General features: G+C 33.8%; 17 protein-coding genes and 1 other annotated feature. Of the genes, 13 read left to right on the top strand and 4 right to left on the bottom strand.

All coding sequences use genetic code 11. The features are described 5' to 3' along the window. Nucleotides 1-22: 22 nt before the first annotated feature. Both BLQ56_RS08700 and BLQ56_RS08695 read left to right on the top strand, forming a co-directional pair. Nucleotides 23-478 carry a (2Fe-2S)-binding protein gene (locus tag BLQ56_RS08700; protein ID WP_090852963.1) on the top strand — a complete coding sequence of 152 codons (456 nt, stop codon included), beginning with the start codon at nucleotides 23-25 and terminating at the stop codon, nucleotides 476-478. Nucleotides 479-692: 214 nt separating this feature from the next. Further along, nucleotides 693-1,772: a branched-chain amino acid aminotransferase gene (locus BLQ56_RS08695; protein WP_090852381.1), complete on the top strand. Its 1,080-nt coding sequence runs from the start codon at nucleotides 693-695 to the stop codon at nucleotides 1,770-1,772. 214 nt (nucleotides 1,773-1,986) lie between these two features. Here the strand turns inward: BLQ56_RS08695 and BLQ56_RS08690 are convergent, their stop codons facing one another. Then, nucleotides 1,987-2,844 (bottom strand): dimethylarginine dimethylaminohydrolase family protein, encoded by an 858-nt coding sequence (locus BLQ56_RS08690; protein ID WP_090852378.1) that lies wholly within the window; start codon nucleotides 2,842-2,844, stop codon nucleotides 1,987-1,989. A gap of 144 nt (nucleotides 2,845-2,988) precedes the next feature. Further along, nucleotides 2,989-3,199 (top strand) — a binding site (T-box leader). Nucleotides 3,200-3,255: 56 nt separating this feature from the next. Between BLQ56_RS08690 and proB the strand changes: the two genes are divergently transcribed. The 3 genes from proB to BLQ56_RS08675 all read left to right on the top strand — a co-directional run bounded on the left by proB (nucleotide 3,256) and on the right by BLQ56_RS08675 (nucleotide 6,400). Beyond that, entirely contained in the window at nucleotides 3,256-4,371 is a 1,116-nt protein-coding gene (proB, locus tag BLQ56_RS08685) for a glutamate 5-kinase (protein ID WP_090852374.1), read from the top strand. Then, nucleotides 4,364-5,611, top strand: coding sequence for a glutamate-5-semialdehyde dehydrogenase (locus BLQ56_RS08680; RefSeq protein WP_090852371.1), 1,248 nt, complete (start codon nucleotides 4,364-4,366; stop codon nucleotides 5,609-5,611). The genes proB and BLQ56_RS08680 overlap by 8 nt, the downstream gene beginning before the upstream one ends. Before the next feature lie 114 nt (nucleotides 5,612-5,725). Beyond that, nucleotides 5,726-6,400: an NAD(P)H-dependent oxidoreductase gene (locus tag BLQ56_RS08675; protein ID WP_090852368.1), complete on the top strand. Its 675-nt coding sequence runs from the start codon at nucleotides 5,726-5,728 to the stop codon at nucleotides 6,398-6,400. 160 nt (nucleotides 6,401-6,560) lie between these two features. On the opposite strand, the gene BLQ56_RS08670 is transcribed toward BLQ56_RS08675, so the two are convergent. Next, the gene (locus tag BLQ56_RS08670; RefSeq protein WP_090852364.1) at nucleotides 6,561-7,505 is read right to left on the bottom strand and encodes a 3'-5' exonuclease; all 945 of its coding nucleotides are present in this window, start codon (nucleotides 7,503-7,505) and stop codon (nucleotides 6,561-6,563) included. A 134-nt stretch (nucleotides 7,506-7,639) separates the two neighbouring features. Here BLQ56_RS08670 and BLQ56_RS08665 point away from each other — a divergent pair, with 134 nt between their 5' ends. Beyond that, the gene (locus tag BLQ56_RS08665) at nucleotides 7,640-8,263 is read left to right on the top strand and encodes a hypothetical protein (RefSeq protein ID WP_090852361.1); all 624 of its coding nucleotides are present in this window, start codon (nucleotides 7,640-7,642) and stop codon (nucleotides 8,261-8,263) included. Nucleotides 8,264-8,326: 63 nt separating this feature from the next. Here BLQ56_RS08665 and BLQ56_RS08660 read toward each other — a convergent pair whose 3' ends face one another. Both BLQ56_RS08660 and BLQ56_RS08655 read right to left on the bottom strand, forming a co-directional pair. Continuing rightward, nucleotides 8,327-9,046, bottom strand: a complete 720-nt coding sequence (locus BLQ56_RS08660) for a 3'-5' exonuclease (RefSeq protein WP_090852358.1) — start codon at nucleotides 9,044-9,046, stop codon at nucleotides 8,327-8,329. After that, entirely contained in the window at nucleotides 9,047-10,960 is a 1,914-nt protein-coding gene (locus BLQ56_RS08655; RefSeq protein WP_090852355.1) for a DUF294 nucleotidyltransferase-like domain-containing protein, read from the bottom strand. It lies immediately after the preceding gene. Between the two features lie 271 nt (nucleotides 10,961-11,231). Between BLQ56_RS08655 and glnA the strand changes: the two genes are divergently transcribed. The 7 genes from glnA (at nucleotide 11,232) to dacB (ending at nucleotide 21,250) form a co-directional block, all read left to right on the top strand. Beyond that, nucleotides 11,232-12,596: a type I glutamate--ammonia ligase gene (gene glnA / locus BLQ56_RS08650; protein ID WP_090852353.1), complete on the top strand. Its 1,365-nt coding sequence runs from the start codon at nucleotides 11,232-11,234 to the stop codon at nucleotides 12,594-12,596. Nucleotides 12,597-12,708: 112 nt separating this feature from the next. After that, nucleotides 12,709-13,215 carry a mismatch-specific DNA-glycosylase gene (locus BLQ56_RS08645; protein ID WP_090852350.1) on the top strand — a complete coding sequence of 169 codons (507 nt, stop codon included), beginning with the start codon at nucleotides 12,709-12,711 and terminating at the stop codon, nucleotides 13,213-13,215. 102 nt (nucleotides 13,216-13,317) lie between these two features. Further along, nucleotides 13,318-13,941, top strand: a complete 624-nt coding sequence (locus tag BLQ56_RS08640; protein ID WP_090852347.1) for a YitT family protein — start codon at nucleotides 13,318-13,320, stop codon at nucleotides 13,939-13,941. A gap of 295 nt (nucleotides 13,942-14,236) precedes the next feature. After that, entirely contained in the window at nucleotides 14,237-15,037 is an 801-nt protein-coding gene (locus tag BLQ56_RS08635; protein WP_090852345.1) for an HAD family hydrolase, read from the top strand. Between the two features lie 291 nt (nucleotides 15,038-15,328). Beyond that, nucleotides 15,329-16,522 (top strand): exonuclease SbcCD subunit D, encoded by a 1,194-nt coding sequence (locus tag BLQ56_RS08630; RefSeq protein ID WP_090852342.1) that lies wholly within the window; start codon nucleotides 15,329-15,331, stop codon nucleotides 16,520-16,522. 20 nt (nucleotides 16,523-16,542) lie between these two features. Beyond that, nucleotides 16,543-19,629 (top strand): AAA family ATPase, encoded by a 3,087-nt coding sequence (locus tag BLQ56_RS08625; RefSeq protein ID WP_090852338.1) that lies wholly within the window; start codon nucleotides 16,543-16,545, stop codon nucleotides 19,627-19,629. Between the two features lie 139 nt (nucleotides 19,630-19,768). Then, nucleotides 19,769-21,250: a D-alanyl-D-alanine carboxypeptidase/D-alanyl-D-alanine endopeptidase gene (gene dacB / locus BLQ56_RS08620; RefSeq protein ID WP_090852335.1), complete on the top strand. Its 1,482-nt coding sequence runs from the start codon at nucleotides 19,769-19,771 to the stop codon at nucleotides 21,248-21,250. Nucleotides 21,251-21,295 lie beyond the last annotated feature (45 nt).

Raw genomic sequence — 21,295 nt, 5'->3', positions numbered from 1 at the left:
CCATACACAAAAAGAGGGGAAAATGACAATATCATTCATTGTAAATGGAGACAAACACAGCTTAGAAGTTCCAGCAACATACCGTCTGGTAGATATCCTTCGGAAGGAATTATCTCTAACTGGTACGAAGGTTTCATGTGAAATAGGTCGTTGTGGTGCTTGTTCAGTATTGATGAATGGACAATTAGTAAATTCTTGTTTATTAATGGCTTATCAAATAAATAATTCTGAGATTGAAACAATAGAAAATTTGTCTAAAGAGGAGCTTCATCCCATTCAAAAAGCATTTCTTGAAGAAGGTGCTCTTCAATGTGGTTACTGTTCTCCAGGGATGGTAATGGCATTAAAGGCGTTGTTAACAGATAATAATCACCCAACAATTGATGAAGTAACAGATTCTTTATCCGGGAATCTATGTAGATGTACAGGGTATAACGGTATCATACGTGCGGTTCATCGTTATATTTCAAACTCATAATCACTTCTTGGATGAATGATAAATAAATGGTGAAAAAACACTTACTTTGGTGTTTTTTTTTGACATTCTATACCTATTATGTACAATGAAGGAATAATTCCGCTAATTCCCTGTGAATAAACAGAATAATTATAAATTTTTAAAAATATCTCTTTGTTTGTCATGAAAGAAGTATTATAGTAAGAATAACAACATAAAGGTAAGGAGTACTAAAATGACTGAACAAACAATTGAAATCAACTTAAGTAACAACAAAAAAGAAAAACCTAATCCAGATCAATTATCTTTTGGAAAGGTGTTTACTGATCATATGTTTACTGTCAGTTATTCAGAAGGAAAAGGCTGGCATGAACCAAAAGTTACGCCATATCAACCAATTACATTAGATCCTGCATCAATGGTGTTTCACTATGGACAAACTGTTTTTGAAGGGTTAAAGGCATACCTTGCTAACGATGGACGAATTCTGTTGTTTAGACCTAAGAAAAATCTAGAACGTTTAAATTTATCAAATCAACGATTATGTATACCTACAATTGATGAGGAGCTTGTCTTAAGTGGTTTAAAAAAATTGCTTGAAGTTGATAAAGAATGGATTCCTAATGCCCCAGGGACTTCTTTATATATCAGACCATTTATTATCCCGACAGAAGCATTTTTAGGGGTAGCTCCATCAAACCATTATCAATTTATGATTATCTTATCACCAGTTGGTTCTTACTATAAGGAAGGTATAAATCCTGTTAAGATTTACGTAGAAGATCAATATGTTCGGGCTGTTTCTGGAGGTACCGGTAAAGCGAAGACTGGTGGAAATTATGCGGCAAGCTTAAAAGCTCAAGAAGGAGCAACATCAAGAGGTTTCTCGCAAGTACTTTGGTTAGATGGGGTAGAAAAGAAGTATATTGAAGAAGTGGGTAGCATGAATATCTTCTTCAAGATTAATGGCGAAGTAGTTACACCGGCTTTAAATGAGAGTATTTTAGAAGGTGTTACACGTAATTCAGTTCTTCAATTACTGAAATACTGGGAAATACCTGTATCAGAAAGAAAAATCTCCATTGAAGAAGTTTTTGAAAGCTATTCAAAGGGGTTAGTAGAAGAAGCATTTGGCACAGGAACAGCAGCTGTTATTTCTCCTGTAGGAGAACTATCGTGGCGTGGTGAAAATATCGTGATAAACAATGGCGAAACTGGTACGATTGCCAAAAAGTTATATGATACATTAACTGGCATTCAAAAAGGAGACGTAACTGATTATTTTGATTGGACCATTTCTGTTGATGTAAAATAAAATAAGAAAAGCGCAAGCGCCTCGTTCAGCCCTGACAGGCATAAGGTGAATCACGCAGGAAATCTTGATTTCTGGAGTGATTTAACTTATGACCCCGAGGGGCTAGGCGCTGGAGTTAGACACTAAAACCAAGTTCGAAATTTTATGCTTTTCTTATCTTTAAATAAAGAATGTCCCAAAAGTCTCAAAGACACTAACGGGACATTCTCTATTTTTACTTTGATCGCAAAACAGGAAGTGTACAACATCTAAACGATCCGCCTGATTTGATAATTTCTGTGATATCTACTTCAAGGACATCAAAGCCTCTTTTCTCTAGTTCTTTATTAACTTTCTTATTAACTGGCAGGCTAAATAGTTTTTTATCACCAATTGAAAGAACATTAGTCCCAAGTGTAAATTGTTCCTCTTTTGTTACTTCTATTAATTCATAGCGATTTCTTAATATATTTGTCTCTTCTTCAGTAAAGGCTTCTGGATAGAATAATGCTTCATGATCTGAAATAATATTGAACACACAATCTAAATGTAGATACCTCTCTGTGAAGGGAACGGCAACTACCTCAAATTCAGGTAAAATTCTTTGTATATGCTCAATTGCATTTCGATTAGTGCGATTACTCTCTCCAATAAAAATGGTTTTTTGATCAATGATTACATCTCCACCCTCAACTCTGTCCCCGATTAAGTTGTAGTAAGAGATTTCTTCATCCTCCAACCATTTCTTTAGTATATCTTCTTCACCTTTTCTAATATCACTTGCCATTTCTGCAACGAAAATGGTTTGCCCTAAGGTGAAACCTATGTCCCGAGTAAACACTTGTTCAGGATATTTAGACAGAGATGGAAGAAGCACTACATCTACTCCTTGAGACTGTAGAGCCTTAACAAATATTTCATGTTGCTGCATCGCTTTTTCAATATGAATTCCTTCATTTTTAAAGTGCTTTTGGGTATCATTTATAACATCTCTTATTGACATGTATTGTGGTTGACAAAGAATTACTTGATGTAAAGAATCATATTCACTATGACAGATCGTTCTTTGTTTTTCGTTGACTCTGATTGACATAAATACCTCCATGAAACATGATGTTGAACTTAGTTTATCCAAAAGTATAGAACTAATGAAAAAAAATGACTTTTATTAGCGGTATAATAGCTGAAATAATCTTGACAATATCTCTATTTCTCGTCATACTATTAAAAAATAATCCAAAAATCAATGATGAGGACTAGTAAGTGATTCTTTATGTGAAAGAGAGTGAGGCTATTAGCTGAAAGGCTTCACCACAATAAAAACGCTGAACCTACCTTTGAGACCTATCTAATAATAGGCGTTACCCAACGTTAAATGGGGGAGAGTGGGATACATATGTATCCAACTAAGGTGGTACCACGGAAAGCAAGAGCCTTTCGTCCTTATTTATAGGGATGAAAGGCTTTTTTATTTAGTTTTTATGTACTTATGAGGAGAATGAAAATGGAGAAAAAGAGGGTTGTAGTCAAAATTGGAAGTAGTTCTTTAACGAACTCTAAAGGTGAAATTGATCAGCAAAAGATGATAGATCATATTCACGCTGTATCTACTTTGATAAGTAATGGGCATGAAGTTATTTTGGTTTCTTCTGGTGCTGTGGCAGCAGGATTTAAAAAATTAGGGTATCCTTCTAGACCAATAACACTGAAAGGCAAGCAGGCTGCTGCTGCAGTGGGGCAAAGTTTACTCATTCAATCATATATCGAAGGATTTACTAATTATCATATAACTCCCGCACAAGTACTACTTACTAGAGCTGACTTTTCAAAAAGAGAACGGTATAAAAATGCATTTGCCACGTTAACGGAGCTTTTAGAACGAAATATCCTACCTATTATAAATGAGAACGATACAGTCTCAGTTGAAGAACTAACGTTTGGTGATAACGATATGCTTTCCGCACTTGTGAGTGGTCTTGTTCATGCGGACTATCTTATTATCTTAACGGATGTAAATGGTCTATACGATGCTAATCCGAAAGTTAACCCTGAAGCAAAAAAGATTAATCATTTAAACGGGATAACTGAAGACCATTTGAAAGTCGCAGACGGTGTGGGTTCTAAGGTAGGGACTGGTGGGATGTACTCTAAAATGATTGCAGCGAAAACAGCCATATCACTAGGTGTCAAAGTATTCATAGGGAAAGGAAAAGGTCAGCAAAAGCTTTTAGATATGATTAATGGAAATGGTGATGGCACCTATATAACAACCGAAAAGTCCGCAACTATTAATACAAATAAGCAATGGATTGCATTTCACTCAGAGATCTCAGGTCGTATATTTATTGATTCTGGCGCACAAGAAGCCCTTTTACATGAGGGAAAAAGCCTTTTACCGGCTGGTATTTATAAAGTAGAAGGCAATTTTCAAAAAGGCGATATTGTTGAGGTTCACACAAAGAGTCACCTGGTGGGTAAGGGTGAAGTGTTTTATTCTTCAGACGAATTAGAACTGCTAATAAGGGAACGAACGCATTATATAAAATCAGCAAATTCTAAGGAAGTTATCCATCGGGACAAATGGGTAACTTCTACACAATGGGGGGCTCAATATGAGTGAAGTGAGAATTAAGGGATTAAAGGCAAAAACAGCAAGCTATTCATTGGTAAATGTAACAACTGATGAAAAAAATAAGGCGCTAAAAAAGATATCAGAACAATTATTGATTGATAAAGAAAGGATTATTATACAGAATCAAAAGGACCTTGAAGAGGGTAGAAAAAAAGGGATATCTGAAAGTATACTTGATAGAATCATGCTGAATGAGAAACGAATTGAAGATATGTCTAATGCAATAATTCAGTTAATTAAGCTTAAAGATCCTATTGGAGAAACTCTTGAGGTAATTAATAAGGAAAATGGGTTAAATATTTATAAAAATCGAGTTCCTATTGGTGTTATTGGCATGATTTATGAAGCAAGGCCGAATGTAACTGTTGATGCTGCGACATTGTCATTAAAAACAGGGAATTCAGTGATTTTAAGAGGAAGCTCCTCTGCTATTCATTCTAATAAAATCTTAGTCGCCACTATGCATAAGGCTCTTGAGCAGACAAATATTCCTCAAGATGCCATTCTACTTATAGAAGATACAAGTCGAGAGACAGCGAAGGATTTCTTTCATTTAAATGAATTTCTAGATGTTTTAATTCCTAGAGGTGGAAAAAATCTAATTGAAACCGTAATAAAAGAAGCAACTGTTCCAGTTATAGAAACAGGTGCGGGGAATTGTCATATATATATCGATGATAATGCCAACGTAGATATGGCTACTAATGTTGTCCTGAATGCAAAAACTCAAAGACCGTCTGTATGCAATGCAGTTGAAACATTATTAATCCACGAAAGATGGTTTGAAAATAATGGGAAACAAATTTTACAACAACTTGATGAGCATGGTGTAGAAATAATAGGGGATGAGCATGTTGTCAAGCTTCATCCAAATGCTAAGATCGCCACTGAAGATGATTTGTATATGGAGTATTTAGATTTAACCATTTGTATAAAGATAGTTAAATCATTAAGTGAAGCAATCACACATATTAATAAGTTCGGAACAAGACACTCTGAAGCAATTATTACTGAGAACAAAGATCATGCGAACAGCTTTTTAACAAATATAGATGCTGCAGCGGTTTATCATAATGCATCAACACGTTTCACAGATGGATTTGAATTTGGGTATGGTGCAGAGATCGGAATAAGCACTCAAAAATTACATGCGAGAGGACCGATGGGATTAAACGCACTCACTTCTACAAAATTCTTTATCTATGGAACAGGACAAATTCGAGAATGACGTTGTAGAGCTCATTTCTTGAATCAAACTTACCATAAATGTTATTACTATATATAGATGAATTTTAATCATACTTATAATTCATTAGTGTAATTTAAGAATGGAGAGATATAAATGGATTCAAATACCATGAAAAAGGAACAAATACTCGAAGCATTTAGGTTTAGACATGCAACCAAACAGTTTGACCCACAAAAAAAAATCAGTGATGATGACTTTTCTTTTATTTTAGAAACAGGTAGATTATCACCTAGTTCAATTGGTTTAGAGCCATGGAAGTTTCTAGTTATTGAAAATCAGGAGTTGAAGGATAAATTACAAAGTATATCATGGGGGGCACAAGGTCAACTTCCAACCGCAAGTCACTTTGTAATCATCCTAGCTAGAACGATAAAAGACGTTAAATATGATTCAGATTATATTAAAGACCATATGGTTAGAATTAAGAAATTTCCAGAAGAATTAATTGGCAAAATACAAGATAGGTATAAGACATTTCAGGAATCTGATTTCAATATACTTGATAACGAACGTACGACTTTTGATTGGTCGTGTAAGCAATGTTATATCGCACTTGGAAATATGATGACATCAGCAGCTCAGATAGGAATTGATTCTTGCCCAGTTGAAGGTTTTGATTATGATGCAGTCTCAGCATTACTTGAAGAGTATGACCTATTAGAAGACGGACACTTAAATGTAGCGGTGATGGTTGCTTTTGGTTACCGAGCAGATGAACCTAGACCTAAGACTAGAAAACCGATAGAAGAAGTTGTTAAATGGGTATAACTACATACCAAGTTTAATCAAGAGATAAAGACAACAAAGCCAACATTTAATTATTGGCTTTTTGTTTTTTAGAAGAAGAATAATTGTTGGGGGATTTGAGGGTTGTAAGGAAGTACCACTGAATTAGTATTGGCAACAATATGTACGAAGGAAGATGAATTCATCCTCGCTTCAATGATAAATATTCAATAGGTTGTTTAATATGCTCAGATAGTATAATAATTTTTGAAGAATGGTTTGAATGTTCTTGATATGCTAGTAATAATTCGTGATAAAACGCTACTAATCTCCTAATCAAATTAATATTCCTTTTTGAGAACATACCAGATCTGTTGCATATTACATTTTCATACTTCTCAACTAACTTGCGAGTCGCTCTTAATACCTTACTGAAATCTTTCATCGTATAGATATCCGATAAGTTGTACATAAATACACTCAATTCATTTAGTAATATTGTATTTAACATACTGTTTAGATCATCACTTGGTGTTAACTCATGATCTAATTCTATAAAAACAAATTGACGCAGCATGACTAAGTCAGTTTGAATCGGTTTAGAAAGAAATGCTAAATAAATTCGCAATGTATTATAAGCATCGAACATCGGATTATGCTTCGCTCCAATAAACTCTAATCCATATAGTAATAAAGCATTTTCAACTGAATACTGAGTTTTAGTAACACGTTTTGTGAAGATTTCTTGAAAATCCACATATCTTTTTTCAATCTTTTTGATTGTATTTCCTGATATTTGATGGAGTTCTGCATCTAATTTTAACCTTGACAAATCACTCTTTGACCAAGAAAAAAACCGGGTTTTCTTAATACCACCAATCCAATCAAGAAATTGTTCAAATACTTCCTTGAAATCTTGGGCTTCCTTTAAGTCTTCATCTACAATGCCCGTTAGTTTTTTACAAAAGGAAGAAAGCCCTTTGAAGTGAATTGGTTTAATATAACAATCGAAATAATCAATTGTTTCTGTTTCTATCTGATATTTGACAGCTCCTAATCGAATGCTTTCCATGCTTGAGAATGACATCCCTTTGTCAGAACAAAGCATTTCAAAATCAAAGAATACAAATTGTTTAACTTCCGCCATTATGAGACCTCCTTTCTAACAGGTAATTATAATTGAAGAGGTCATTCTTTTAAACAATCAATATATTCCAATGTAATTGATTTATATTTTAGTAGTATAGACTATGTGATGTAGAAAATGGAAAGGGTGATAAGATGAGTGGATCAAATTTAGTCTGGTATGCTAGTTACGGTTCTAATTTAGATCGAAACCGTTTCTTATGTTACATAGAAGGAGGTACACCTACGGGCTCCTCAAAAAAAGAAGTTGGATGTAGAGATAAAACACATCCTTTAATGGAGAAGGAGATTATTATACCCCACACTTTATACTTTGCAAAAAATGCCGACAGATGGAATAACGGTGGCGTAGCTTTTATTGGACACGGTATAAATAATGAAGAGAATACATTGGGTAGAATGTATTTAATTACCGATGAACAATTTAAAGATTTAGTGTGCCAAGAGAATAATCAGATTTCCATACACATGGATCTTGAAGAGGTGATAAAGGAACAATCCTCAACCTTTAGGAAATCTTGGTATGGACATATCGTTTATCTTGGTGAACAAGATCAACATCCTATTTTTACTTTTACATCTTATTGGGATCTTAGGGAGGTATGCTATCAAATTCCTTCTGATGAATATTTATCAACGATAATAAGAGGGATTAAAAGCACATATAAAATTTCAGACGAAGATTTACTCACCTATATAATGAGTAAGGAAGGAATTAAAGGTAAATTAAGTAAAGAACATATTGCAAATTTACTTTAAGTTTCATCATAACGCTAATGTATTCTAAAATACAGCCTAGCGTTATGATGCTTCTAATCCAACTTATAGATTATTTAAGGTTATTAGTTCTGTAAGTGAAGATGAGTTTTTTTTACATTCTTCTAATAGCTTTTCGAAAATCTCAGCAGTCATAATCGAATCGTTTAATGCATGGTGTCTTTTCCTTTGTTTAATATGATACTTTTTGATTAAGTGATCCAAGTAATTATTTTGGGAAGGATGTAGAGAATTCGCTAACGAATGAGAGTCAATACTTATAGGTGAAAAATAAGGTAAGTTCCAAGCCTTAATAGATGATCTTAAAAATGGGATATCAAAGGTAGCTGGGTGAGCGACCAAAATCGATTCTTCACTAAATTCTAGAAAGTCATATAAAATTTCAGGAAAATAACTACTTTGATTGAGCTCAGTATTTGTTAAACCGGTTAGTTGTTTTGTAAGTTTGGATACCTTACTAAGTGGTTTGACTAATTTATAAAAAGTATCTGCATAGATCACTTTATTATTTTTTATTTTTACCGCACCTATAGAAATAATTTCATCTCCTAATTCAGGGAAAAAACCAGTCGTTTCTAAATCAAACACTGTAAAAGTTTGTTTTGAAAAGTCCTCTTCATTACTGTTAATCAATACCCTATTATATTCGTCAATTTTTGCAGCGATTGGTTCCAAAGCTAGTTGTTTCTTAACTTTTTTGATCTTATGTTTAATTGTATATTGTTTCCAAAAATAGTATTCCAATATTTTTATATCTACTGGCATTTAGACACCTCTTGTTCGATTCAAGGTAATCTTTGTAGCCTGTTGCATTCTATTAGCAATTTGAATCGCTTCCTTTAGTTTCCATTTATCCTCTTTGGACAAATCTTGTATTTTAATTTCATTGGAAACAGGAAAACCATTTGATAGCTGTAAAATATTCTGCTTAAGCCGATAATGCTGAAGATAATGAAGAGCTGTCTTGGCATTTTCAACATCTCGAGGATGCATCGCTTTAATTTCTTTCAAGCGATGAAGTCTTTTTATCGTATTTACCTCTTCAATACCATATTTTATAGCGTATATTCGAACGGTATTTATGATTTGTATTAAGCCAATCTTTTTTATATCAATCTTTTTATTCTTTTGATTAAGGTTCATTAAACCTAGTGGACTTACTGGAATCTTCCATTTAAGAGAATCTTTGACAAGCATATATTGTAACAGATTTGAGCCTTTTACTTTCTCAGTAAGAAATGTCCGGATTTCTTCAGCAATTGAAAAATCTCCAAAAATTGGTCTGAAATCATAAAACATTGTAAAACTTTGAATTTCTTCCGCGTCTAATTCTTTTTTCCATGACGCAATTTCGTTTTTCCACTGATTTAATGATTTTCTCCATTTTAATTCTTTCGCCATAATTTTCCCTGTACATTCTGGGAAACCAACCTCATTTAAATAAGCATTCAGCTTAGTTGCAAAAGTTTGAAAATAATGATGGATGAACTGAGAGTTCTCCAAATGATCAAAGTTATCGATAATTAATCCATTATCTTGATCAGTACTGAAACCCTGTTCCGATCTTGCTTGACTACCCATCGTAATAAAACAGTAATTTACAGGTGGATTTCCATAACCTTCGTCTTTCATCTCAAGTTCAGTCAGTTTAATCAACTGTCGGTGAATCGTATCATTATGATTTGAAATAACCTCAGTTACATCGTAGGCTAGGCTTTCATTATCCAATAACTCGTTAATGAATGATTGAAACATAGCATCTCTGTTTGTACCTAACTCTTTTAATTCTTCAATTTTCTTAGTTGTTAGTACCCTGTAAGATAATTCAAGAAAATTTGAGTTATTCAAATTCAAAAATGAGCGGGGGGTGACCATACCAATAATTCTATTTTGGTTATATACTGGAATAATTTGTATGTAGTCGTATTTAAAGTATGCCAACGCTTCATACGTGAAAGTATCGTCATTTACTTTGAAGAACCTTTTATTATACCAATTCTCGACCAAATCATTTAGATTCCCTTCAGAAATAAACCTTAAAATATCTATATATGATAAGGTTCCAAGCGTTTTCTGACCAACATCTCTTACGATTAGACCGCTTAATTGATGTTCCTTCATCAATCTGGCAGCTTGTGTCATGGGCTCATTAGGTGAAATGAAGTAGGGAGTATCCATAAATGTTTTGACCCTAGTACTTAACAAGCGTATATTCTCATCTTCGTCACTGGCAGTATTACTTTTTATTTCGTTGTATAATGTCTTCATTCTTTCTCCGATACTTTCCCAAATCACCTTTGAGAATGTAGGATTAACTAACATAATTTCGAAAAAATGAGCTTTACTAAGCTTGAACACTGAACAATCCTCTAATGCCTGAACAGAAAAATTGAGTTCTCCACTCGTAAACATTACCATTAATCCAACAATGTCTCCTGGGTAATAATATCTTAATGAAACTTGTTTTCCGTTCGATTGGTGCAATATATTTTTCGAAAGACCGCTAACCAAAAAGTATAAATCTAATTCTTCAATTGATTCTTCCTCACGAAATAGAAACTCACCTTTTTTAAATTGGACTCTTCTTGCGTTTGTAACCACTTCATTTAATTGGTTTTCCGATAAGAGATCGAAAGGATAATAGTCTTTAAGCAGTATTTGTAAGTCATATTGTTGCATGGAGTAACCTCCTATAATAGCCTTTTTTGTATATATATAACCGTAACATAAATAATATAAAAATTAAAAATAATAAACCTTTGTATAAAAATGCATAAAATTCTATTAATATTCCTATATTTTTACATATTTAGACACTATGATAACGCTTTCTACAAAAAAGTTCATAAAAATGCAAATTTTATAGAAAAAAAGATTGTCAAACTATTATAAATTCAATATAATAAATTTATTGTCAGATAATATTACATTGAATGAGAGGTAATCAAACATGTCAGAAACTATTGTATCCCAAACAAACAATTCCACAATTACTTTAGAAGCGATTAAAGAAACAATTAAAACGAAATCAGTTGAACTATTACATCTTCAATTTGTTGATATTGAAGGTATTTTAAAGCATGTAACAGTTACTGCTGCACAACTAGAAGATGTAGTTGAAGGGAAAATGATGTTTGATGGCTCATCAATTAAAGGATTCTCACCTATAAATAAATCGGATCTTTATTTAATTCCTGATCTATCAACTTTTGCTGTCTTACCTTGGAGCGTTGAAGAAGGGTATGCAGAAGCACGCTTTTTATGTTCAGCAGCAAATCCTGATGGATCATTATTTGAAGGGGACACACGTAACGTCCTAAAAAAGACTGTTGAGCGTGCGGCAAACAAGGGATATACTATCTCTGTCGGACCTGAACTAGAGTTCTTCTTATTCAAAGCAGATGAAAATGGTAACCCAACATTTGAATTAGGTGATAATGGTGGTTATTTTGAGCCATCTCCAAAAGATTATGGTGAGCGTGTACGCTTAGAAATATATAAAGCATTAAAAGCAATGGGCTTAACAATTGAAGCATCTCATCATGAGGTTGCAGAAGGACAACATGAAATTAACTTTAAATATGCGGACGCATTAGGAGCGGCTGATTTAGCAACTACATACAAATGGGTTGTTAAAACAATTGCAAATCAGTTTGGATTACACGCAACATTTATGCCAAAACCTGTTTTTGGAATTAATGGATCAGGGATGCATGTAAATATGTCATTCTTTAAAGATGGCGAAAACTTATTTTTTGATGAGAACGGCAAACATCAACTTTCAGAACAAGCATATCAGTTTATCGCAGGTGTGATTGATAACGTGAAGAGCTTTGTAGCAGTTACCAATCCTCTAGTTAACTCATATAAGCGTCTTGTTCCTGGTTATGAAGCACCATGTTATATTGCATGGTCACCTTCAAATCGTTCAGCATTAATTCGTATTCCAGCAAAACGTGGAATGGCAACACGTGTTGAACTTCGTTGTCCAGATCCATCAGCAAATCCATACTTAGCATTTGCTGTGATTGCATCTGCAGGACTTGATGGAATTGAAAAGAAGTTAACGGCTCCAGCATCCATTGACGAAGATATTTTCCATATGTCAGAAGAAGAGCGCTTTGGTTTAGGGATTGAAAACTTACCAGGTAGCTTAGAAGCAGCAGTAGCAGAGTTAGAAAATGCTGAAATCGGCATTAAAACACTGGGTAAACATGTTTATGGTGAATATGTAGCATTAAAGAAAGCTGAGTGGGATAGTTATCGTACAGCTGTTCATACTTGGGAGTTAGTTAATTATCAATCAAAGTTTTAATCGAAGTAGTGGGGTTTGATGACCTCACTGCTTTTTTACATATAAGAAACTAAATAAAAGGCATACTATATAATCAAAAACTAATGAAGATATAGGACGGAGAGAAGGAAAGATGGAACCCATTCAGGATTATGTAGAGTATGGTTTGAAAATTCTTTTTGTAGGGTTTAACCCAAGCATACGTTCCAGTGAAACTGGCCATCATTTTGCCAATCCAAACAATCGTTTTTGGACAATTCTATCCCAATCAGGAATAACCCCAAGGAAGTTTGAACCGAATGAAGACTATAAACTGTTAGAGCTAGGATTTGGTCTTACTAATATAGTCAGTAGACCAACCAAAGCAGCTGATGAAATAACCACAGAAGAATATGAAGAGGGTAAGGTGCTCCTTAAACAAAAAATATCTATTTACAGACCAAAGGTCGTTTGCTTTGTTGGAAAAGGAGTCTACCTTGAATACGGAAAGAAAAAGAGGAGTCCTTGGGGAATTCAACAAGAACAAGTAGTACATGGAGTACATGACTTTGTTGCTCCATCCTCCAGTGGTTTAGTTAGAATGAAACTTGATGAAATCGTGAAAATCTACCGGGAACTACAAATATTTATCAAAGATTAAACTATCTAAAAGTTTTGATTAAATTGACTAATTCTATATCTATTGACCGTTTGGTCAAAAATCGTTAAATTTAAATAATAACTGTATTTTTGGAGGGAATCAATGAATATATTAAAAAAGCTATCCTTTGTTTTTCTCGGTCTATTGCTCACCTCGTTCGGAATAAAGCTTCTTTCACTTAGTTTATTGACTTTTGGAGGGACTGCTGGAATTGCAACGATCATTTCTTATCTAAATGAAGGATCCTGGGGAATCTGGTTCTTTCTCGTGAATTTACCCTTCTTTATTATCTCCATTCAACAATTAGGAAAGTGGTTTACCATCTCTAGTTTACTATCCATTACAGCAATCTCCTTTATTCGTGATTTACTAGACATATGGATTCCGACTTTTGAGATTAATATGTTCACCGCCTCAATTATATCAGGTCTTTTAATTGGAATAGGTGTAACTCTTGTTTTAAACAATGGGTCTTCTCTAGGTGGAATTCATATTTTAGGTTTATTCTTTGAGAATAAATTAGGAATAAATCGAGGGTTAGTTATATTCATATGCGATTCGTTAATTATTCTAGCAGCAATTTCAATCGTGGGCTGGTCAAAAGCACTGTTTTCTGTATTAACTATTGTTATTGCAAGTAGTTTGATCGGTAGATACAAAAGATCACCGATCAAAGAAATGGAACAAGATAAAGTCTCCGAACTTAAGAACGAGGTCCAGGCATAACTCGAATAAAGCTTGAAAATAATCAATACTATTGGTAGTATTTTTCTTAAAAGGTTGTTTTCTCAAAGTTTGTTGTTTAGACATATAATATTGAAATAGTAGTGACAAGCAGGCTGAATACACGTAGACTTCTGCGGGATCAGTGGCCAAAGTGAGACCCCACAGGAGCTTTAGCGACGAGGAGGCTCACTGGTCACCCGCCGGACGCGGAGTGTATTCAGCCTACGGGTTTAAAACAACAATCTATATGAAAACAGCTTTCTTAAAAGATCGTTTTTAAAAGGGAGAATACATTATGAAATGTGTATCAATTGATCTAGATGGAACTTTACTAAATACAGAACATATTATTTCAGATGAGGACAAAATGGTCGTTCAAGAATTAAAAAATAAAGGTCATGATGTAATCATTAATACAGGTCGTCAATATAAAGATGTGATTAAAATAGAAGGTGTTTCAGAACTTTCTTGTCCGATTTTTTGCTTAAATGGTTCGATGATTTTCTCTGAAACTGGGGAAACCCTATATGAAACTACCTTATCAACAGGTTTGTATAAAGAACTAATCCTTCTTCTAAAAGAATTTCAAGTCGGTATTCTAGTTTATACTAACCAAGGCGGGTTTCCTTGTACATTGCCACAACTCCGCGGTAGAAGTAATGAAGAAATACAGAGAATGTTTGAACAACAAGATTATGAAAGTATCTTAAACCTAAAAGATCTTAAAATTTATAAGTTAATTGCATGGGTTGAAGAAGATCAAAGCGTCCGAATTGAGGGAGTAAGGAAAAGATTGAATCCATTATCATCGATTTCTTGTTCTTCTTCATTCCCTAATAATATAGAAATCACTTCTTCAGAAGCTCAAAAAGGAAAAGCCATAAGACGTTATGAGCAAATCACTGGGGTAACTTACTCTGAAATTTACTCTTTTGGAGATGGAGGAAACGACCTTTCACAATTTGAAATATCCACACTTTCCTTTGCGATGGACAATGCACCAGAAGAAATTAAAGAAAAAGCAACACATATAACCAAAAGTAATAATGAAAGTGGCGTATCTCACGCTATTAAAAATATTCTAGCATTACTATAGTATTTAATGTTTAAATGGAAATAGAAAAGGACTATGTTGTTTAAGCGACATAGTCCTTTTTGAAAAGATAAGAAAGCATAAAAATTTCGTACTCAGATTTAGTGTCTAGCTCCAGCGCCTAGCCCCTCGTGGTCATAAGTCAAATCACTACGGAAAACAAGATTTCCTACGTGCTTTGCCTTATGCCTGTCGGGACTGAACAAGGCGCTTCCGCTTTTCTTATAGTGTATGATAGTAAAATATATAACTCTACTTATCCGGTAAAACACTTTAAACATAGGAGAGGATTAAATGAAATTTTTTCATACAGCAGATTGGCACTTAGGGAAATTAGTACAAGGCATTTATATGACCGAAGATCAAGAATACGTTTTGCAGCAGTTTATTAATGAAGTTGAAAAAGAAAAGCCAGATGCAGTCATTATAGCTGGAGACTTATATGACAGGGCTGTTCCACCTACGGAAGCAGTTCATTTACTAGATAAGACTTTAGAGAAAATCGTCATCGATTTAAACATCCCAGTACTAGCAGTTGCTGGAAACCATGATAGTCCAGGGCGATTACATTTTGGAAGTAAGATAATGAAAAATAATGGTTACTATGTACAAGGACAAGTTAATAAAGAAGTTGATCCGATTATTTTAAATGACGAACACGGTGAAGTTCACTTTCATTTAATACCTTATACCGACCCTAGCATTATTCGACATTTATTTAATGATGAAGAAATACGTACACATAATGATGCAATGAAAAAATTAACACAGAACATTGTATCTAATCTCAATAAAACTGCAAGGCATGTATTAATTGGACACGCATTCGTTACACCTCATGGAGAAGAAAAAGAGAATACAAGTGATTCTGAACGTCCGCTTGCTATTGGTGGAGCAGAGCACGTAAATGCAGGATTTTTCAAAGATTTCCACTATACTGCACTTGGGCATTTGCACCAGGCACACTTTGTCTTAAACGAATCGATTAGATATTCGGGTTCACCACTAAAATACTCCATATCAGAAGAAAATCACAAAAAAGGTTTTTTAATTGTTGAACTCGATTCAATTGGAAATGTTTCAGTTGAGAAGCGAATACTTACTCCAAAAAGGAATCTACGAACTATAGAAGCGACTATTGCAGAACTCATTACTCATGAAAGAAATGATGATTATGTGTTTGTTCGACTACTTGATGAAACACCAGTTCTTTCACCAATGGAAAAAATCCGCTCAGTTTATCCTAATGCAATGCATGTTGAACGAAAAATCCCAGTTGTTCAAATGAATCAGTCAGATTCAGCAGGAAAAGTAGAAAGACATAAAATGGATGATTTAACGCTTTTTAAAGCATTCTATGAAGAAGTAAAAGGAAGTGAAGTATCGACTGAAACTGAGGAGATTTTTAAAGAGATATTACAGGAGTTTCTAATTGAGGAAAACGTATTAGTAAAACCGGAATTCAAGCAGCCTGTAACGAAAAAATAAACGATAAAGGAGGGGATTCTGTGAAACCTATTAAATTAACATTAACAGCATTTGGACCTTATAAAAATTGTGAAATCATCGACTTTAGAGAATTAAAGAATAATAGATTATTCGTTGTCTCAGGAACAACAGGTTCAGGTAAAACAACCATTTTTGATGCTATTTGTTTTGCTTTGTATGGCACTGCTAGTGGTGAAGACCGAAGTGACACGAAGATGCTAAGAAGTGATTTTGCAGAAGATGATACACATACTGGAGTACAACTTGAATTTGAACTACGAAATAGAAAGTATCGAATATTAAGACAATTAAGTCATGTTAAAGAAGGTAATAAGAGTGCGACTGGAGAAAAGTACGAGTTCTTTGAAGTTACTTCAAACGGAGAATTACCGTGTGTAGACAGACAAATTGTTTCGGAAATTAATAAAAAGGTTGAAACATTATTAGGCTTATCGCAAGATCAATTTAGTCAAATAGTGATGTTACCCCAAGGAGAATTTAGAAAACTATTAACATCTCAGACAGAAAATAAAGAAGAAATTCTAAGAAAGATTTTCAAAACAGATCATTATAAGAAAATGAGTGAACGATTAAAAGAGAAAAAGACAAGAATAGAGGAAGTATTTAAGCAAGAAGCAATTAGAAGAGATTCCTATATAAATAATATTCCAGCGGTTCTTTCTTTGAGAGAAAATTCTTCACTTAAAACAGTACTTTCCCAGGAACACTATAATGTTAATCAAATATTAAAAAGCTTAGAAGATGAAGTATCTTTTTATGAAGAGCAAATGAGCAAAGACCAAAAGAATTATGACTATGCTTATCAAAAACATGATCTTAAATTAGCTGAATACCATATTGCGAAAGCGTTAAATGAACGATTTCATGTACTTGATGAGAAGACTAAAAAGATTGAAGAATTGGATACTAAACTCCCTGAAGTGAAAAATAAAGAAATTAAGTATGAACAAGGAGAAAGAGCCAGTCATATCAGGGTGTATGAAGAACAATTATATACGTTAAATGAGGAACTCTTAGAGAAAACAAAGTATCAGCAAAATTCCATCTTTGAAGAAAAAGAAGCAAAAGAACAGCTAGAAACAACTACTAATCAGTTCGAGATCGAAAAAGGAAGAAAAAGAGATCGAGAAGAGGTAACTACCTTACTTACCCATCTAAATGGTTATTTGACAGAGGTAAAAGATATAAAAAATAGAAAAGAATTACTTGAAGAACTAACAAAGGAAAGTAATCAATATACTAATTTAATAAATGAATCCACGACTAAAATTGAAGACATTAAAAAGATGAAAGAAGAACTGGGGAAGAATATTAAGGAGAAAGAGTCAATTGTGAACCAGTTGCCAGATATTCAGGAGAAACATGCTGAGTTAAGAGAAAGATTTAAGCTTATTAAAGATGTAATTCAATTACAGGAACAATTAGATACTCTTGAACTAAACGTTGAAAAGGCAGAAAAAGCTTATAATAAAAGCTTAGAAAAATATCAACAAATCGAGATAGAGTGGGTTAACTCTCAGGCAAGAGTTCTCGCAACACATCTACACGACGGTAGCGCATGTCCCGTTTGCGGAAGTTTAGAGCATCCCAATAAGGCTAGCCATGCTAATGTAATTGTTACGAAGGAACAGCTTGATTCCGCAAAGTCTGAAACTACGATGTTCGAAACGAATTATCGCACTATACTAGCTGATTATCGTAGCACTGAATCTCAATTACAGTTAAAAGAAGGTGAAGTTACTAGCTTAAAAACTTCTTCTATAAAAAATGAAGAAAGCTATCTTCTCCAAGAAGGGAAACGCTTGAGAGCACGTCTTGATGAACTGCAAAATATCCGTGCTCAGTTACAACCCTTAAGAGAAAAACATGATGGAGTTGAAATTGAATTAGATTCAATCACTCAAAAGAAAGTAAAAGTAGATGAACAATATCTTGAAACTAAATCTAAGTATGATTCCAATAAAGCAATACTAGAGGAAAAACTACAAAATATTCCTGAAGATGTTCAGGATTTATCTAAGCTTGAAAACAGAATTAAAGAAGTAGAACAACTTAAAACTTCACTAGAAGAAGCGTGGGAGAACCTACAAAAAGAACATCAGAATTCAATAACAGCTTATACAAGCTCTAAATTGAAGGTCGAACATGCTAAAATGCAACTTGATGAAGTACTAGTAAGAAAAGAGCGTGCCACTTTACAGTTTGATCAAGCACTTAGTGATGCTCAATTTAACACAAAGGAAGAGTATTTTAATGCTAAGTTACCTAAAGAAAAATTACTCTTATTAAAAAATGAAATCACATCCTTTAAACAGCTTCATAGCTCAATAGCACAACAAGTAACTGAACTTCAAATCGAATTAAAAGGGAAACAACGTGTTGATTTATCAGAGATAGAACAAATACTGAAAGACTTAAAAATAGCTTATGAATCGGCCCTTCAAGCGTATAATTTATCAAAAGATTATAAGAGTGAAGGTGAAAAGTTATTGTTCAAAATACGCAATATAGAAAAACAGTTAGAAGAACACGAGAAACAACTGTCGATAATAACTGATTTATATGATGTGGTAAGAGGTCAGAATTCAAGTAAGATTTCTTTTGAGCGATATTTGCAAATTGAATACCTTGAGCAAATCATTCTTGCTGCTAATGAACGATTAAAGGATCTGTCAAATGGACAATTTTATTTAATACGAAGTGACCGTCAAGAAAGCAGAGGGAAGCAAAGCGGTTTAGGATTAGACGTATATGATGCATATACAGGTACTACAAGAGATGTGAAAACATTATCTGGTGGAGAAAAATTTAATGCTTCTCTTTGTTTGGCATTAGGTATGGCAGATGTAATCCAAAGCTTCCAAGGAGGTGTATCTATTGATACAATGTTTATTGATGAAGGGTTTGGTTCACTTGATGAAGAATCTCTTCAGAAATCAATTGATACACTGATTGAACTTCAACAATCTGGAAGAATGATCGGTGTCATATCACATGTACAAGAATTAAAGTCTTCCATACCAGCTATACTCGAAGTAACTAAGTCAAAAGAAGGATATAGTCGTACTCAATTTGTATTGAAATAAACTAATATCCATCAAAGATAGAGACTGTGAAAACACTTAATTAAACAGTCTCTATTTCAATTGGTAACAATACTAATAATGGTTCTAATTGGATAGAATAGTAATTCATTATGATTAAATAGAAGGTGATGAATTACAAATGAAACCAATGAAGATTCTAACTATAGTCTTAATCTTATTAACTCTTTCTGGAAATACATATTTTAATAAATCATATGATGTCCTTGCACTAGAAGATGGGAACCCATTGACTCTTAGATTAAATGAAATAATAACAAGTGAACCAGGATTAAAAGGGAGTTTGACTGGTATTAGTATTCGATCAGCTACAACAGGAGAAATGATCTACGAGCATATCGGAGATACAAGGCTAAGACCAGCTTCTAATTTAAAGCTGTTTACGGCGGCTACAGCTCTTTCTGTTTTAGGTGAAAACTATCAGTTTCAAACACAGCTATTAACTGATGGAAAAATAATTGGAAACACTTTAAATGGGAATTTATACGTAAAGGGAAGTGGAGATCCAACTTTATTAAAAGAAGATTTAGACAAGATGGCAGAAGAGTTAAGTAAACAAGGTGTCCAAAAGATAAATGGGAATCTAATAGCTGATGACACTTATTTTGACAATGTCAGGTATTCAATGGATTTACCATGGAGTGATGAAACAACCTATTATGGTGCCCAAATATCTGCATTAACAACTTCACCAGATAAAGACTATGACGCAGGAACGATTATTGTTGAAGTTCTGCCAGGAAAGAAAATAAACGATAAGGCAGTAGTAAAGCTTACTCCAAATACAGATTATATAATTATTAAAAACGATACTACCACAATGAAGAATAAAGGAAAACACATCATTAAGGTAGAACGGGAACATGGTAAAAATATCGTTCATATTACTGGAACAATTTCATTAAATAGTAAGCCTGTTAAAGAATGGATAGCAGTATGGGAGCCTACAGAATACACACTGAATTTAATCAAGTCCTCGTTAGCTTCTAGTGGAATTGAACTAAATGGAATCCTAAAGGTAGGAGCTTCTTCTGAAGACTCAAAGGTTCTTGTCAACCATCATTCAATGCCTTTAACAGATTTGCTTGTCCCCTTTATGAAGTTAAGTAATAATGGACATGCAGAAACATTGATAAAAGCGATGGGTAAAAAGCAGAAGGAAGAAGGAAGTTGGCAATCTGGAATTGAAGTTGTTACACGTGAACTTAAAACCATGAAGGTTGACTCTGATTCGATGGTCATAAGAGACGGTTCTGGTATTTCACATGTTAATTTAGTAAGTCCAAATCAAGTAACAAATCTCTTATATCAAATTCAATCCCAATCCTGGTTCCACAGTTATTTTGAATCGTTACCTGTATCGGGATTTGGTGATAAGTTACTAGGAGGCACGTTAAGATATCGAATGTCTTCTCCAACGTTATTAGGTAAGGTCAGAGCTAAGACCGGAAGTATATCCACAGTTAGCTCACTATCCGGATATATTGAAACGAAGACCGGAGATACAGTTGTTTTTTCAATTATACTCAATAACATGTTAGATGAATCTATTGGAAAAGCAATAGAAGATAAAATGGTGAACACAATATATGAATATTACTAAAGATGAGCATAAGAAAGTAATTAAACTATAAGCTTTCTTACAAAG

Source organism: Litchfieldia salsa, assembly GCF_900104555.1.
Classification (GTDB): domain Bacteria; phylum Bacillota; class Bacilli; order Bacillales; family Bacillaceae_L; genus Litchfieldia; species Litchfieldia salsa.
The sequence above is the reverse complement of the archived record's forward strand: the minus strand, read 5'-3'. Positions and strand labels throughout refer to the sequence as shown.